This window comes from Providencia sp. PROV269 (genome assembly GCF_028477785.1).
GTDB classification, from domain to species: Bacteria; Pseudomonadota; Gammaproteobacteria; order Enterobacterales; family Enterobacteriaceae; genus Providencia; species Providencia rettgeri.
In genome coordinates, this window is the sequence record NZ_JAMPLV010000002.1 from 124658 (window position 1) to 141917 (window position 17260).

The following is a 17260-nucleotide window of genomic DNA, read 5'->3' on the forward strand; positions in this document are numbered from 1 at the left end:
TTAATCGCCTGCCTCTTAGCTAGAGGCAGGACGTGATATTAGTTTTAAGGAACGTACACATCGCCCTCGAAGAGTTTTCTCGCTGTACGAATAATTGATGCCTGAATCCCTTCCGGTGAATTGCCTTGCTGGTTTAACGATACGTCAAATTTTCCACTTAAATGTTCAATGGAAATATTATTCATATCAACAGAGTGAATATATTGCTGAGTAATACTATTAGGAACAATAGTACTTGTCGCAATGGCGATAGCACCAGTCACGGCAAGTGCGCCATGGCATTTATGTGGCATAAAATAACGGACATTAATTGTTCCACCGTGAATGGCAGGTGAAATCAATATAGGTTTAGGAATAACTTTTTTGCTAACATCACCAAGTCCCATCACTGCGCCTGCTTGTATACGAATAGCTTCGAGCTTTTGCATAAATTCGGCATCGGCTTCAAGCTGTTCCGCGGTTTCATAACCAGTTTTGTTAAGCTGAGGGGCATCAATTAACACCACAGGCATCGCCATATCAATACAACTAACATCAATACCTTCAATGGTGTCAATTGCATGGCCAGTCGGGAGCAATTTTCCTGTTTTAGTTCCACAAGCATTTAAAAATGTCAGTGCAACAGGCGCGGCATGACCGGGTACACTCGCAATTTCGGTGTCACCATCATAATCGACATGGCCATCAGGCGTTTGTACAGTAGAGTTGACGAAGGTGTTTGTATTGACATTACGGATCCTCACAGTCGTTGTTTCTCCTGTGATGGGCACCAAGCCTTTTTCAATAGCAAAAGAACCTACGGCACAAAGAATATTGCCACAATTTGGTGCCGTATCAACAATGCGCTCAGTAATAGAAACCTGAGCAAATAAATAATCAATATCAGCATCACTGTGAGTTGAAGGGCTAATAATAGCGACTTTACTGGTTTGTGGGCTGCCACCACCAATGCCATCAATTTGCAAAGCATGACCAGACCCCATAATCGCTAGGATCAGCTCATCCCGTTGTTTTATGTCTTTAGGAAGGGAGTCTGCTAAAAGGAATACGCCTTTCGAGGTGCCGCCACGCATTAAGGTACAAGGAATTTTTTTCATCTGTTTACCCGTTATATTTCACGCTGTGCCTGTTTTGGCTACGCTCAGTCACCCAAGTCACATACTTTTGTATGCTCCATGGATGCCTTCACTTGCCGCCTTGCCACAACGTGAACTATTTAGGGTAAACCCGTTCAGCTTCCCGCAGTGGCGGTGTTGGCTACGCTCAGTTACCCAAGTCACATACTTTTGTATGCTCCATGGGATGCCTTTGTTTTGCCGCCTTGTTACAACCCGAACTATTTAGAGGATTAGCGTGAATTACCGTTATATTTGGGTTTAGGGCACAATTTGCATTGCGCCCCATGGAATAATTTAATGAGAGATTAGAATAGAGCGCATTAAATCAGCCCCATGCTAATCAAGATCTCCCACCAACCTAAACCGATAGTCATGTGAACGAATAAGCTAATGAAGGCCACTAACCCGCCAATGATCCACCAAGAACGGATATCATTATAACCCGCACCGAATACGATAGGTGCTGCGGCGCCGCCATAGTGAGTTACGCTTCCGCCGTAAGCATTCGAGAACAGCAAACCTAGAGCGAGTAACATCGGAGGAGCCCCTGCAACCATACCGACAGTGGCAAATACCGGAACCATGGCTGCAACATACGCACCACCAGAGGCAAATAAGTAGCGAATGGCAACACTGATGAACATGATGACAAAGAAAGCTAGCATCGCTTGGTCACCGAAGGAGAGATATTGACTCATGGTATCGGCGAGCCACTTGAAGAAGCCTGCTTTTGTGAGAACACCAGACATACTGATGATACCACCGTACCAAATCAGGGTATTCCAGCCGCCTTTATTCTTCAGTACGTCATCCCAAGTTACAACACCTAGGATCAGGGTTAATGCCATGACCGCAATCGCGACGCTAGAAGCGCTGACACCGATAAGGTCAGAGAAAATCCAGCCACACAGCGCGATAATGAAGACAATTCCCAGCAATTTTTCACGCATAGTCATTGGGCCTAAGTCTTCCAGGCCTTTGGCCGCGATCTCTTTGTTATTCACCTTTTTCAACTCAGGTGGATACAGTTTGTAGATCATTAACGGTGTCAAAATCAGCATGATTAAACCCGGTACAGAGGCTGCAAGTGCCCATCCACCCCAACTTAAATGGATTCCCATAATGTCACTCATCATGGCAAGGGCGAGTGCATTTGGCGCCATTGCGGTCAAGAACATATAGCTGGTGGTTTTAGTCACCATATAAACGTTGACGAGGAGATAATGGCCTGCTTTACGTGGACTTTTTTCTGGATCAGACCCTAAAGCAACGGCGACACTATTGATGATTGGGAAAACAATCCCTCCTGCACGTGCGGTATTAGAAGGCGTCGCTGGCGCGATAATTAAATCAAGGATTGCGGTTACATAACCGAGTCCTAACGTTGTACCACCTAACTTACCAATCAAGATATAAGAAAGACGTTTACCTAAACCAGTAATAACAAAGGCAGCGCTCAGAGTAAATGCAGCAAATACAAGCCATGTCGTACCGGATGCATATCCACTTAAAACTTCACTTGCTTTGACATCTTTAGTACCTGTTACTCCAATAATTACTGCACTTGCAGCAATAGTGGCTAATAAAATAACAGGCTCTGAATATGGTTTAAGTACCAAACCGACAATAGCGGCAAGATAAAGACCGAATAACAACCACGCAATATGTGGTAGCCCCGTTGGTGTAGGTATTAACGCAATAATAATTGGAATGGCTATTAACACGAATAGCTTCCATATTTTTTCTTTTTGCATAAGCCAATTTCCTTGATTAAATCAATATTAAATTTATTTAATATTAAATTGAATGAACTTTAATATTAGGAATTTGTTAAAATGATAATTTTTAATATGGCTGTATCTTGAATGAAATATAATGATTTTAATTTTCATTAATAATTCACTCTAAGGTATATAATTTAGTTAAATAATTAATTGGTTTTTATTTGGTTAAATTGTTTTATTTTTAAATTATTCCTGTTTTATTAATGTTAAAAAATACGTAATGTTAAATAAAGGATTGATTGGGTAATCGAGCAAAAAACCAAGTTAGAATTAATAAATCCGCACTTCCCCCTGGACTCACATTTAGCTGAATACATTCACTATCGAAATGTTTAACCTTAACTAAGTCATCATGAGTATTTATACCAGCAGTTAATAGCTGTTTTGCACGTTGCTTGATCCACGTTAAACTCTTGATACCACCACGATTGACAATATTCGTATCATCATTCAGGCTCATGAGTAAAATTAAAGTATCAAGTAGAGCGATATCGGCGAGTTTGCCTTTAGCAAGTTGCTGCAAATAATAAGGAAGTGAATGTTTGATTACTAACGAATAACCGCCCTCAGCTTCACCTCTTGCACCTGTTAACCCATGTCTCTGATATAAGCGATGGCCAGCAGTAGGGTTTTCGGTTTTTTGTTTAAGTTCATTGGTAATTCCCTTACACATACTAGCAACCAATAAGCTGACATTTTCAGGTGAGACACATTGTTGTTGTGCAATCAAACGGCCTATTGCGGTTAAGACTAAACCCAAGGAAAAAATACTGCCTTTATGGGTATTAACCCCTTTTGTTGCACGAAACATCGACCTTTCACAATCCATTCCGATAGGACGAATGTGGGGTAATAGTTGCTCTACAGGACAATTTTTGTGTTGAGCACCGGCCTGCAAAAATCGTGGAAAATGTGTCGCGATGGCATTGGCACTTAAATGAAAATCTGTCAGTGCCATATCTTTATGGGCACCGGTATTATGTTTATCCACTAACCCAGGTTTAGGGGTTAAGTTTACTTCAGCTAACATCGCTTGCCATGCTAATTGGCTGTAATAGTGGGTTAATTTATCATTTATATGGCTGAGTTGTTTAATGGGTTGCATGCGCTAACTCCTCGATACGATTAAGTATCTCAACCAATGAATGTGTCCGCTGACGAGCACAAATTTTCGCTTCATTTTCACAAATTAGGCATTGTCTTGGTGGCAGATTTAATTGACTACGTGAATATTGCTGCCCCTTGGCATCAAACACATCAAAATCCCATAACCGACCAACAGCAGACGATTCTTCCATGCGAATTAACGCTTTTTTAATCTCGATAGCATCTCCGTCAACGGCAACCAAGCATTCCGGCCCCGTTTTTAATGCCCAAGATTGTTGTGATAAAAACACCCACTGCCCGCATGAAGCAATTTGTTTAAGCGCATTTAGGCCCTGATTAAACACATGTCTAACAAGAGAGTTGTCTTTGACAGCTCCAGGAAAAACGACAGTAAATGAAATCAAGGTTACCTGATGGAGACCAATCCACGCTTGTTGGCGAGCCTGACGGGCATCTCGGCTATCCAACAGTTCAGGTAAAGAAATATCAAATTGCTCTTGAGTATCAGGCAGTGGGTAAAACATATTTACTCCTTCACTTGATGAACAACATCAATGACTGAGCCATCACGATAACGAACAACCGCAACAGCTTTATCTGTAAATTCAATTGGGTTAGGAGTACCAGTTAATAATTGTGCTCGTTCTCGTAACCAGTTCATTGAAACGGTTTTAATACCTTGGCTTTCAAGTTGCTGTTTTAATTCAGGACGAGCAGGGTTAACTGTAATTCCATGGTCAGTGACAAGAATATCGACACTGGAACCAGGTGTAACACACGTGAGCACTTCATCCACTAATGTTGGAATACGGCCACGTACCAGTGGTGCAACAATGATAGATAATTTTGATGCAACAGCTGTGTCACTATGGCCACCAGATGCACCACGAATAATGCCATCAGAACCCGTTAACACATTGACATTAAAGCGAGTATCGATTTCTAACGCGCTGAGCACAACCACATCAAGCATATCAACGGAAGCACCTTTTGAATCAAAGCACGCATATTGGTTAGCACTGATTTCAATATGATTCGGGTTGCGAGCAAGTGATTCTGCTGCCGCTTTATCAAAACTTTGGACATCCAATAATTTACGAATTAATCCTTTTTCATGTAAATCAACGATAGTTGAGGTAATGCCGCCAAGTGCGAAGCCAGCCTGAATATTATGGCGTCTCATTTTGTCTTCAAGGAAGCGAGTGACGGCAAGAGAAGCACCGCCCGTACCGGTTTGTAATGAAAAACCATCTTTAAAGTAACCCGATTTTTCGATAACATCAGCTGCAGTACGAGCAATCAGAAGTTCACGAGGGTTCGACGTCATACGTGTCGCATCAGCCCCAATTTTATCGGCATCACCCACCCGTTTAACTTTGACGATGTAATCGACTTCATCTTGCTTAATACTGGATGGGTTATGGGGGTAATCTAATATCTCTTCAGTGAGCATCACCACTTTTTTCGCGGTCTCAGCATCAATTTTGGCATAACCTAAAGAACCGCAACTCGCACTGCCAGTGTAGCCATTGGCATTGCCGTATTCATCACAAGAAGGAACCCCAATAAACGCCACATCAATAACTAGCTCACCGCTATGAATTAGATTGGCTCTTCCACCATGCGAATGAATTTGTACAGGTTCTTCTAATTCACCACGTGAAATAGCTTCAGCGAGTGGGCCTCGGATACCAGAGGTATAAATTTTGCGGATAACACCATGACGAATATGTTCAACAAGTGGTGAATGGCAAGCACTTAATGAGCTTGATGCAAGTGTTAAGTTGCGAAAACCCATTTCAGCAATGACTTGCATCACCATATTGACCGTAAGATCTCCACCGCGAAAGGCGTGATGGAAAGAAATAGTCATACCGTCTTTAAGACCAGAACGACGGATCGCGACTTGTAAGTCATCACATAATTTGCGATTTCTCGGCTTTTGTACCTGTTGTTGTACTTTGCCGATATCTTTAAATTCACGTAGTACATCGTCAGTATTTGGTTGTAAGTAGGCTGATACGCGAGCCTGGCGCTGAGTATTATTTGTCATTTTTATTGCCTCACTCTTCCCGAATTCCTGATAATGCTGCTCGTGATAACACGAGGCGAGCTCTGTCAATAACTGGGCCATCGACCATTTTTCCGTTCAATGAAACCACACCTTTACCTTCAAGGGCTGCGGCATCAGCGGCTTCAACAACACGCTGTGCATGGTCGACTTCTTTTTGAGTTGGTGCATATAAATTATGAAGTAACTCAATTTGTCTTGGGTTAATTAATGATTTGCCATCAAAGCCGAGCTGTTTAATGTGAGCGGCTTCGCGTAGGAAACCTTCTTCATTATTCGCATCAGAATATACGGTATCAAACGCTTGAATACCGGCTGAACGAGCGGCTTGTAAAATGGCGCACCGAGCATAGAGGAGTTCTACGCCGTCTGGAGACCGCTCGGTGCGCAAATTGCGGACATAGTCCTCGGCACCTAATGCGATGCCTATAAGTCTTGGTGATGAATGAGCAATATTGACTGCTTGAGTGATGCCCATTGGAGATTCGATAGCGGCGAGCAAACCCGTGCTACCTTCTTCGCGGCCACAACTTTTTTCTATACGTAAGATTTCACTTTCAATATCAATAACATCTTGCGCAGTATCTGTTTTAGGAAGGCGGACAATATTTGCACCACCACGAACAACGGCCTCAAGGTCAGCAACACCAAAGGCGGAATCTAATGCATTGACCCGCACAATGGTTTCAATATCTTGATAAAGCGGGTGCTGTAATGCATGGTAAACCAAGCGACGAGCCGTGTCTTTTTCGCGTAAAGTTACAGAGTCCTCAAGGTCGAACATTAAAGCATCCGCTTTATAAATAAAGGAATTGCTTAACATGGCTGCATTGGAACCGGGCACAAATAACATACTTCTGCGTGTACGTGATTTTTGTTCTGGAGTCATTATTTATCCTCCCAAGGCAGATAGTCGATATCACAGGCGCGAGCCAATAAGGCTTCTAAACGCGCTTTAAGTACGCATTCCAGTGCACCTTTATCATCTACAATGATTTGTGCTCCTTGAATATCATGCTGCTGAATCATTTCTTGTACGATTTTTGCGATAGCATCCCCAAACTGCTTTTCAACACTACTGGTAATTTGTATTGAGACCTCTTGAGTGTCTTCTAGCGGTTCGATACGAACCATGACATCACTTGATTCAAGTGTGCCAGCTACTGCTGCGTGTTTTATCTTCATATTTCACCTATGGCTAATTCAGAACTTTCGGTGTGGCTTTGAGCGGATGCGACTTGATTGGCGACCATCTCTTGTAAATATTGATAGGTTGCCTCAGGTACAATCGGCTTAATCGCCGCAAGATCTTTTTTAGCGAGCAATCGTCTAACTTGTGAGGCAGAAACTGCCGTTCCATTGATGATTGTTCGCGGAAATTCAACGAGTTCTATAGGTGGAAAATTCATAGCATCGGTTTTTAACCAAAAGCGCATGTCTTGGTTATATTGGTTGGTGACTTGGCAAAATGGTTCCGAGCCTACGAATCGATGGGTTATCCCCAGAGCAGGGGCGATATATTGACGAAATATCTTAATGTCTATTTCGGTATAACAGTTATTGGCAACCGTTTTGTCTTTAATAAAGTAACAAGGAAAAGTCGCGCGAGAAATAATATACTCGGAGCCTTTGTGGATAGTGAGATTTTCTATTCCTTTAGTCCCAGCTTCGATTAAATTTAATCTAATTTTATAAGGGAAACGAGAGGTATCTTCTTTGACAACAAATAGGTGTAGCCAGTCACAGGCCTTCGCGGCTTGTTCTATTAAATAGCGATGGCCAAGGGTGAAGGGATTGGCATTCATGACGATTGCGCCAATTTTTTTTCCTTCCTTACGTTGTGCTTTTAAACTTTCGATATAACGTTTTAGATAACAGCAACTGTTTTCCATCAACACCATAATATCAGGAACGGTGGCAATAGTATGGAAGCCACATTGTTGGAATAAGCTTTCATTTTGAAATTTAGTATAAATAAATAAATGCGTTGTATTATTTTCGTAAGCAAGATTAACCAGTTCTGTTGCTAATTTTAATGCAAGGCCTTCACCTCGAGCATCATCACTAATAGCAACGCATTTAATAACATTTTTTGCTAAGCCTCCGCACGCAATTAATTTTTCATTGCGTGAGATTGTAATAAAAACGTCAATGCTTGAATCAAGCTCTAAATCGTTTTCCTTTAAAAACTGAGTTATTTCAGCAAGTTTCCTGTTCTCATGACGTTTTACTTGGTTAAACGTTATGTTTTCGAACATAATAGTATCCTGCATCTCATTTAGAGATGTTTTTAAAATGTTGCTAATGTTAAAGTTAATTAAATAAATATTTTTGGTTATTCTTATAAAAGTAAATATAAATTCTTATTTAATTATCCTCTCTGATATTTATATTAAAGATACTGTATTTAATATATTTGACCTATTTCATGTTTCTTAAATGAGATTGTATTTGTTTAATGGTTTTAAAGTTTTTAATTATTGGATATGTTTTTTATTGCTTGGTTTTAATGTGTTTAATTATTAATATGTGTATTATACCTTTGGCTTGAATCCGATTTATCGGTTATCCTACCTTTTTTGAATTAACAAATTTTTTACTTTTCAGCCAGTAACGAGATATAACATGAAAAAAGAATATGCATTCTCTTCATTGAAAAAAGTAAATTCAGTTTCATTTTCAGTACGAGTTTTTTTTCTGTTATTGATTGTTTCTGTTTTTTTAACGTTCGGGTTGGGCAAATATTTCACGGATACGGCTGAAAATCGATTGATTGCAAACATTCAATCGTTAGCGATGAGCCAAGCAAAGCTGATTGCTTCTATTGATGGTGTGGTGCAATCAGTAAAGAATAGAGATATTCCGAGACTGAAGGTTATTGCTGACAAACTAAACCAAGATTCCAACTATGATTATGTAGTTATCGGTGATGAAAAATCAATTCGGTTATATCACCCAAATAGCCAAAAAATTGGTTTTGAAATGCAGTGGAACAAACCAGGCGCCTTAGAGAAAGGGGAAAGCTATTTCATTAATGGCGAAGGCTCGATGGGAAATGCTGTTAGAGCCAAGACCCCTATTTTTGATGAACAAGGTAAAGTGATTGGCGTTGTTTCTATTGGTTACTTATCCAACAAAATTGATACGTCACGCAGTGAATTGTTTGTGCAAACAGGTGCTACCTTTTTAGGAATATTGATTATTTTGCTGTTTTTATCTTGGGGGTTTTCACGTTTAATTCAAAAACAAATGTTGGGAATGGAACCTGAAGAGATTACTCAACTGGTGTTAGTACAAAAAGGAATATTTGAAGCCGTTTTTGAAGGTGTGATTGCGGTAAATACACAAGGGCAAATTATCAATATCAACTCAAATGCGAGAAAAATGTTATCCCTAAGTAAGCCATTGGGCCAGTTAACAGGAACATTTGTGTCAGAGCATATATCGCCAGCTGATTTTTTTATTACCGACCTTGAAACAACTAAGCATGATGTGATTGGCGAGTTTAATGGTTTAAATGTGATTGCAAACCGGGTTGCGATTCGTGATGGTGAGCATCTGGTGGGGGCGGTTATTAGCTTTCGTAGTCAAAACGATATTGAATCGTTAAACTCTCAGTTGACTCAAGTTCGTCAATATATTGAAAATTTACGCACTTTACGGCACGAACATCTTAATTGGATGTCAACATTAAGTGGGTTATTGCAAATGAAAGAATATGACCAAGCGTTGGCTTTGATTAAAGGGGAATCAGAATCTCAGCAGCAATTAATTGATACACTCCGTGGGCAGTTTTTTGATAAGCAGGTTGCAGGTTTACTATTTGGTAAGCACCATCGAGCCAAAGAATTAGGGCTACAATTAAAATTTACTGCCGGTAGTCAGTTGCATGAATTACCTGATTCGTTAAATAGTACGGAATTTTGTGCCATATTGGGAAATTTACTTGATAATGCATTTGAAGCAAGTTTGAAAAATAATCAGGGTAATAAACAAGTGGAATTATACCTTTCTGATGAAGGGAAGGAGATTGTCATTGAAGTCGCGGATCAGGGGTGTGGTTTCCCATCAGAAATGCAAGATAAATGGTTCGAGCGCGGTGTGACAACGAAAACCGATGTGACAGATGGCCATGGTATCGGGTTATATCTTGTTGCGTCTTATGTTAAACGCTGTAATGGTGCGGTTATTATTGAAGAAAATCAACCGCATGGTACAGTATTTTCAATTTTTATTCCGAAAGTGAAGATATAAAATGATTAAGATAAAAATCCTCATTGTGGAAGATGAGTTACTACTTGCTGAAATGCACAGTGAGTATATAAAAGCCTATCCCGCATGTGAGAAAGTGTGGCTTGCAGGTAACCTTGCTGAAGCGAGAAAAATGATTGAATACATGAAACCAGACCTGATTTTATTAGACAACTATTTACCAGATGGTAAAGGGATTGATCTGGTCCATGAGTTAATACAAGAAAGGAATAATGCAGATATTGTATTCACTACGGCTGCAAGTGATATGGATACGGTTTCTGAAGCTATTCGTTTAGGCGTTTTTGACTATTTAGTGAAACCAATTGCCTATGAGCGTTTAGGCCAAACATTGGATAGGTATATTCAACGTAAATCTGTTGTACAGGACAATAGCAAAACCAACCAAAGTAAAATTGATGATATGTTCAATACCTATGCGCGAGGGGAATCAAAGGAAGAACTTCCAACAGGCATTGATATTATTACACTTGAAAAAATACTCGCTTTGTTCACTGAACCTGATGTGCAATATACGGCAGAAAGTATTGCTGAAGCCATCAAACTCAGTCGGACCACTGCAAGGCGTTATTTGGAGTATTGTTTAGCGAAGGATAAAATTGAAGCCGAAATTGAGTATGGCAAAGTTGGCCGACCGCAGCGAATTTATCGCGCTAAATTGTGAGTGTCTGAACTAATAAGTATATGCCTATAGAAGCTCTGCATTGGCTATAAACAATGCAGATTTTCTTTATCTTACTTATATTAGTGGTACAACAGTAAGTTGGAAAAATAGAGTTTATTGTTGCTGGTTTTCTAAAATTAACACTTTCTTTTCAGCCCGCTCATGGCCTTTGGCGGCTGCGAGTTGATACCAGCGTAGGGCTTTTTTATCATCGGCTTCAACACCCATACCATATTGGTAGCAAGCTCCTGCTGCATATTGCGCATCGACACTATTTTGCTGAGCGGCTTTTATAAACCAGTGACACGCTTTTGCTTGGTTAGCCTTGATACCATCACCGCGTGCATAGATAAGCGCAACATTAAATTGAGCCGAAACTTCACCTTGTTCAGCGGCTTGGGTTAGCCATTTTATGGCTGATTGGGTATCTTTTGGGGTGCCTTGCCCGGTTAGGTACAGCATACCTAAGCTATTTTGGGCGGGGGAAAAGCCCAATTCTGCGGCACGGGTAAAATATTGAAAGGCAAGAGGGTAGTTCACCTTATCATACATGCCTACAGCAGCCTGATAACCCAATAAATAGAGTGCTTGAGGATGGTTTTTTTCAGCAAGAGCAAGATATATTTTTTGGGCTTTTTGCGGGTCTTTTGTAACAGCTTTTCCCTCTTCATACCAATAGGCGAGGGTGAGCATAGCAGGTTGGAAATGTTGTTCGGCCGCTTTTTCTAGCCACTGTTCTGCTTTTTCTGGGTTTTTCTCTAATAAATTATCAAGGCCGTATAAGGTATATTCGGCCATATTCATTTGGCCAATAGGATCACCATTTTCGGCTGCTCTGCTCATCCAGTGCAGCATTTGTTTCTCATCTAACTTAACCCCGGCACCTTGTTGGTACATCAAACCAAGGTTAATTTGTGCTTTTGTAAAGCCTTGATTAGCAGAGAGAAGATACCAATGTAAAGCTTGGTCAAACTGATGGTGAGACTGATAAAACATACCTAAATTAAACTGAGCTTCGGCTTGGCCCTGTTCCGCAAGTGCAATCAGCGTTTTTTCATTAATTAGTGGCGTCGCTTCTTCTGCAAAGGCAGGAGAGAAAAATACGTTAATAAAGATAAAAAACAGTAAAAATACTTTTTTCACATGACATCCTTTGGACTAAGCTCTTAACGGCTACGTTATCTTGTTAGATAAGTTCCTGCAATGATATGAAGGCCATTTTATATTAATTCTACTAAATCAGATGGTTAATTGTTGCTATTAGCGCATAGAGCAAAAAATACATAAATAATTTAAAAAAAGATGAACTTTTTTCAGTGATACTGTGTCTTAGTAGTATCTATATACTGTTTGCTTGCGTAAACATTCATATATTTACCCTCATCATTCATTTCTTTACACGAAGTAATGTAATAATGCACCTACGTAGTGATAGTTTGAATTTAGCAAAAAGATCCTTGAGTAGAATGCATTATGCCCAGTTTTTAACTGGGCTTTTTTTTATCCAAAATTCCAGTTTGAATGTCTCTTTAGCTGCGACTCTCTAAATCCTTTCTTATCATAAAAGATCATAAAAGAAAAAAGTGTTCATTTGTTATGGATATTTTTAGTTTCCCATAACGTTTAAAGCAATAAATCATAGAGTTATAAACAGGGTGTTATAGTTTCACTATAGAATAATGTTCTTAACATTTAATAAACAAATGACTAATTAGTAATCGATAATAATTTGGTGATTTTGTAAAAAATTGAAGTAAATCACGATTAAATTCAATTCAAGCAGTAATTAATACTAGCTAATTCTTTAATTTTGGTGCATAAATAACGTATATGGCTTAATTGATTATTGGGTTCTGGGCGGGTTATCTGCCAATTAATGTTGAATAAATAATCAAATGTGCTTTAACTCATTGAATTTATGTTTGAGATCCATAAACAAGTCTACACACAGTTTTGTTTGTTTTGAGGTCAGGGAATGATACTCCTCCTACCAAAAGTGAATCTTTTCAACTTTGAATTCTTGAGATCATAACAATGCGAGAGCGCATAGAGCGTTCCGTGGTTTTTTTGCATATGTACAGGTTGTACTAGAGGTAACTTGTGTCCACAACAAATAACAAAGAGGAAGTCAGTCTTAACGCGTTTAAGCAACCTCGCTCATTCTATCTTATTTTTTCTATCGAACTCTGGGAACGTTTTGGTTACTACGGTCTTCAAGGGATCCTTCCAATATACCTAAGCCAAGTGCTGGGTATGTCAGAAACAGAATCAATTACACTTTTCTCGGCGTTTGCAGCATTAGTTTATGGTTTTGTTGCGGTAGGTGGTTGGTTAGGGGATAAAGTTCTCGGAACAAAACGTGTTATTGTTCTTGGAACGATAACACTGATTGCGGGGTACGCATTTGTTGCTTTCTCAGGGCATGACGTGTCGATGGTGTATGTTGGCTTAGCGACTATTGCAGTTGGTAATGGTTTGTTTAAAGCAAACCCATCATCACTGTTATCAACCTGCTATGAAAAAGACGACCCTCGTTTGGACGGTGCATTCACCATGTACTATATGTCCGTGAATATCGGCTCATTCTTCTCAATGATTGCAACACCATGGTTAGCAAAACATTATGGCTGGGATGTTGCGTTCTCTCTTAGTGTTGTAGGCCTGATTATCACATTGATTAACTTCTATATGTGTAAAAAATGGGTTTCTCAACATGGCTCAAAGCCTGACTTCGCTCCTGTCGTGATCTCAAGGTTGGTCGCAACTGTCGCTGGTGTTGTTGCACTCATTGCGATTTCAACATGGCTATTGCATAACCTCGGTATTGCTCGTACAGCATTAGCGATTATTTCTTTGGGTATTTTAGTTATCTTTATCAAAGAAACATTAGCACTGAAAGGTACGGCGCGTCGCCGCATGATTGTTGCATTGATTCTAATGCTTGAAGCGATTGTATTCTTTGTTCTTTATAGCCAAATGCCTACATCGCTAAACTTCTTTGCATTACATAACGTAGAGCATGAAGTTTTTGGTTTTTCTATTGAGCCTGCACAATACCAAGCTCTGAATCCATTATGGATCATGATTGGAAGCCCAATTTTAGCTGCAATTTATAATAAAATGGGCGACAACTTACCGATGCCACATAAATTTGCTATTGGTATGTTGCTATGTTCCGCGGCATTCTTAGTTTTGCCATTAGGTGCGAAATTTGCAAATGAAGCTGGGATTGTTTCTGTTCAATGGCTAGTTATCTGCTATGGCTTCCAAAGTATTGGTGAGCTGATGATCTCAGGTCTTGGCCTTGCGATGGTAGCTCAGTTAGTTCCACAGCGTTTAATGGGCTTTATTATGGGCGCGTGGTTCCTGACTAACTCAGCAGCAGCATTTATCGCAGGGTATGTTGCCTCAATGGCAGCGGCACCAGAAGGTGAACTTACTAGTAAAGTTGAATCTTTAGCTGTGTACAGTGACGTATTCCTGAAGATTGGTTTAGTGACTGGTGTGATGGCAATTTTGATGGTTTTAACTGCTCCGATGTTAAATCGTATGACTCTTGAGCGTTAATTTTCATCTTAAATAGTTGTAATCAAAAGGGCTGAAAAGCCCTTTTGATATATATGACATACTGTATTGTTGCATTAATTAAAATAGCGATTATTAATCAGTTTTAGCGAACGGTCACGGCCATTAACCAAAATGGTATTTGAAATACGGCTGTAAGCATCTATTGATACACCATCCATCAAGATTGTTGGTGTGATAGCTGTGGCGGCAAATATGACATCAGAAGTACTCACCATCTGGTCTAAAGATAACACCTCACCAATTTCTAACCCCATTTGCTGACAGCGCAAAATTTCTTGTGCCGCGAGCTGTTTGTTTTCTTCGCTATCACCTTTGGCTTTATCTCGAGAAATTAGCCTTGCTTGCATATCACCGCCTAAAGCGCGTGCGATGGCTGCACTGATAATGCCTTCAGGAGCACCACCAGTCCCATACATCATATCAATGGGATGCTCCGGAAGAATGGTAAGTAATGAGGCGAGTACATCACCATCAGGGATGGTAATCACATTCGCACCAAAATTACGGATAGTTTTAATAATATGTTGATGGCGAGGTTTATCAAGCACTGCGATTGAAAGATTTGAAATGGGTTTATTCAGTGAGGAGGAAAGAAATTCTAAATTTTTTTCTAGGGGATTTGCTAGGTGAACAGCTCCTTTCGCTGCGGCACCAACAACAAGTTTTTCCATATACATATCAGGTGCTTGAAGCAGTGTTCCCGTTGGCGCGGCAGCAAGTACGGCAATGGCATTTTTTTCATTACAAGCCACCATACGTGTTCCATCAATAGGATCTACTGCGATATCTAACCCAACAGACCCGGATTGTTTGCCAACTTGCTCGCCAATATATAGCATGGGAGCATCGTCGATTTCACCTTCACCAATGACAATTTTGCCATGAAAATCAATTTCATTTAGGCGATTTCTCATTGCTTCAACAGCGGCTTTATCTGCGGCATTTTTATCTTGTTTACCTACCCAATCGAAGGCAGCTACAGCAGCGACTTCAGTAACGGAAGCGATAGCGGAAGCTAACTCATCACTAATTTTCATTTTTTGTTCGTATCCTAGGTGTATAAAAGAAAAGTACTTATCTCTATGATACGTTTTTTGTGATCTGTCTGGCAAATTATAGGTGATAAAAGCAACAGAGAATTTAGTGCCGCAATGAAATGGCAGCCTATGTTTAGGCTACCATTAATTTGAAAGCTAAAGCATTTCGACGATAGTGATACCGCCAATAATCGAAATTAAGGCAGCAAGTGTACTTAATAACACGGTTCCAGCAGAGGTTTCCGTATAGGCCTGATTACTAATTGCTAATGCAGGAACAGCGGTCGCGGTGGGTAATACACCAATGATAAACGCGGCTTTAAGTAAATCATCTTGTAATCCTAAAGCGAGCCCAGTCCCTAAAATAAGAGCGGCTTGAACAAAGTTTTTTATAAAGACGTTAAATATAATTTCCTTACTTATTGTCAGTTTGATTCCTGAAAGGAGCAATCCAAGGAAGAATAAAGCGACTCCGCCTGCTGTTTTACCTAATTCATTAACTGAGTTTTGTAATATTTCAGGTAATTTAACACCAAAAATAGCCAATAATGCCCCTAGAATAGGAAGAAAAACTAAGGGCTGGGCAATGGCTTTCCCAACAGATTTAAAGACACTATGCCCTTGTTGTGAGCCACTGATCATTAAGAGAGTAAATGGGATAATAATGACAGTATAAATAAGGTTGCCTAATACCATAGCGATTAAGCCTGATGACCCGACAGTTGCGAGTAAGACAGGTGGCCCACAGTAGGCCATATCAGGAAAAGACACCGACAATGCTTGCATTGCAGCATCTTTCTTATTGTGACGAAAAATAAACTTACCAAAAATAAAACCAATCACGTATGTTGCAATTAGTCCTACGGCTAATGCTAATAAGTAGTCAATATTGAGCAATACCGAGGGTGGAGCCTGTGCAGCAGCTAGAAATAATGCAAATGGTAATGCTATTTTAACTACAAAGTCAGCAAAGGCTTGGGAATACTCTCTTTTGATAAACCCATATTTACCCGATAGCCAACCGACGGCTAATCCAAGAACAATGGGCCCTAAAGCAGCAAGTATAATGTGAGTTAACATTAAAAATTCTCCCGATATTATGCGATAGGCTTTGTCGAATAAAAAATCTGTGGAATGACAGTTAACATTTTCCCGTGTGTTAACTTTATTTAAATTAAAACATTTATGTTTTTATCAGTGCTTAATTAAGAAACTAATTAACATAATTATAAATGACTTTAGTCATTTAAGGATAATAAGTATTAGAGTAATGTTTGCAGATAAAGCTATTATATAGATAACATAATAAAAAAAATTGTACTAATAAAATTTTAATGACTAATTTTTTGAGCATCTAAAAAGGAACATTAAGAATAGATAGTTATATCAGTTACCTATTCTTTATGAATGAAATTATCATTAAATGATGATTAAGGGTTTTCTTAGTTACTAAAATAACTAATGGGAGTATTAATAAGTCATACATAAAAGAAGGGAAATATCGCTTCTTTTTTGTCTAAGGTATACCTAAAAGCAGCATGTAACGAATTATTTTGTAACAGTTTATTACATTTAGTTGGCAAGGGGATCAATGCTATTTACACTAGCAGTAATCGTGG

Annotated in this window: 14 protein-coding genes; 3 read left to right on the forward strand and 11 right to left on the reverse strand. The window is 39.6% G+C overall.

From position 1 onward, the window contains the following. Positions 1–44 precede the first annotated feature (44 nt). From PR683_RS01850 to citC, 8 genes are all read right to left on the reverse strand, one after another. Positions 45–1097 (reverse strand): 4-oxalomesaconate tautomerase, encoded by a 1053-nt coding sequence (locus PR683_RS01850; RefSeq protein WP_109911195.1) that lies wholly within the window; start codon positions 1095–1097, stop codon positions 45–47. 341 nt (positions 1098–1438) lie between these two features. Next, positions 1439–2872, reverse strand: coding sequence for an anion permease (locus PR683_RS01855; protein WP_004910059.1), 1434 nt, complete (start codon positions 2870–2872; stop codon positions 1439–1441). Between the two features lie 253 nt (positions 2873–3125). Continuing rightward, positions 3126–4007 carry a triphosphoribosyl-dephospho-CoA synthase CitG gene (citG, locus tag PR683_RS01860; protein ID WP_272581641.1) on the reverse strand — a complete coding sequence of 294 codons (882 nt, stop codon included), beginning with the start codon at positions 4005–4007 and terminating at the stop codon, positions 3126–3128. After that, on the reverse strand, positions 3994–4533 hold the full coding sequence (citX, locus tag PR683_RS01865; protein ID WP_004910064.1) for a citrate lyase holo-[acyl-carrier protein] synthase: 540 nt from the start codon (positions 4531–4533) through the stop codon (positions 3994–3996). Before citX ends, citG begins: the two co-directional genes overlap by 14 nt. A 2-nt stretch (positions 4534–4535) precedes the next feature. Next, positions 4536–6062 (reverse strand): citrate lyase subunit alpha, encoded by a 1527-nt coding sequence (gene citF, locus PR683_RS01870; protein WP_004910067.1) that lies wholly within the window; start codon positions 6060–6062, stop codon positions 4536–4538. 10 nt (positions 6063–6072) lie between these two features. Beyond that, positions 6073–6969, reverse strand: a complete 897-nt coding sequence (gene citE, locus PR683_RS01875; protein WP_004910068.1) for a citrate (pro-3S)-lyase subunit beta — start codon at positions 6967–6969, stop codon at positions 6073–6075. Then, positions 6969–7265 carry a citrate lyase acyl carrier protein gene (gene citD, locus PR683_RS01880; RefSeq protein WP_004910070.1) on the reverse strand — a complete coding sequence of 99 codons (297 nt, stop codon included), beginning with the start codon at positions 7263–7265 and terminating at the stop codon, positions 6969–6971. The genes citE and citD overlap by 1 nt, the downstream gene beginning before the upstream one ends. Further along, the gene (gene citC, locus PR683_RS01885) at positions 7262–8338 is read right to left on the reverse strand and encodes a [citrate (pro-3S)-lyase] ligase (RefSeq protein WP_004910073.1); all 1077 of its coding nucleotides are present in this window, start codon (positions 8336–8338) and stop codon (positions 7262–7264) included. Before citC ends, citD begins: the two co-directional genes overlap by 4 nt. Positions 8339–8705: 367 nt before the next feature. Between citC and dpiB the strand changes: the two genes are divergently transcribed. Both dpiB and dpiA read left to right on the forward strand, forming a co-directional pair. Then, entirely contained in the window at positions 8706–10334 is a 1629-nt protein-coding gene (gene dpiB, locus PR683_RS01890; protein ID WP_109911200.1) for a sensor histidine kinase DpiB, read from the forward strand. A gap of 1 nt (position 10335) precedes the next feature. Further along, positions 10336–11016, forward strand: a complete 681-nt coding sequence (gene dpiA / locus PR683_RS01895) for a two-component response regulator DpiA (protein WP_164528932.1) — start codon at positions 10336–10338, stop codon at positions 11014–11016. A 114-nt stretch (positions 11017–11130) separates the two neighbouring features. Here dpiA and PR683_RS01900 read toward each other — a convergent pair whose 3' ends face one another. Then, a complete protein-coding gene (locus PR683_RS01900; RefSeq protein ID WP_272581642.1) occupies positions 11131–12159 on the reverse strand; it encodes an SEL1-like repeat protein in 1029 nt (342 codons plus the stop codon). A gap of 957 nt (positions 12160–13116) precedes the next feature. Here PR683_RS01900 and dtpA point away from each other — a divergent pair. After that, a complete protein-coding gene (gene dtpA, locus PR683_RS01905) occupies positions 13117–14583 on the forward strand; it encodes a dipeptide/tripeptide permease DtpA (RefSeq protein ID WP_109911202.1) in 1467 nt (488 codons plus the stop codon). A gap of 74 nt (positions 14584–14657) precedes the next feature. Here dtpA and glpX read toward each other — a convergent pair whose 3' ends face one another. Beyond that, complete coding sequence (gene glpX / locus PR683_RS01910; protein ID WP_196719069.1) at positions 14658–15635, reverse strand: class II fructose-bisphosphatase; 978 nt, start codon at positions 15633–15635, stop codon at positions 14658–14660. A gap of 162 nt (positions 15636–15797) precedes the next feature. Next, positions 15798–16721, reverse strand: coding sequence for an AEC family transporter (locus PR683_RS01915; protein ID WP_004910140.1), 924 nt, complete (start codon positions 16719–16721; stop codon positions 15798–15800). Between the last annotated feature and the right edge of the window lie 539 nt (positions 16722–17260).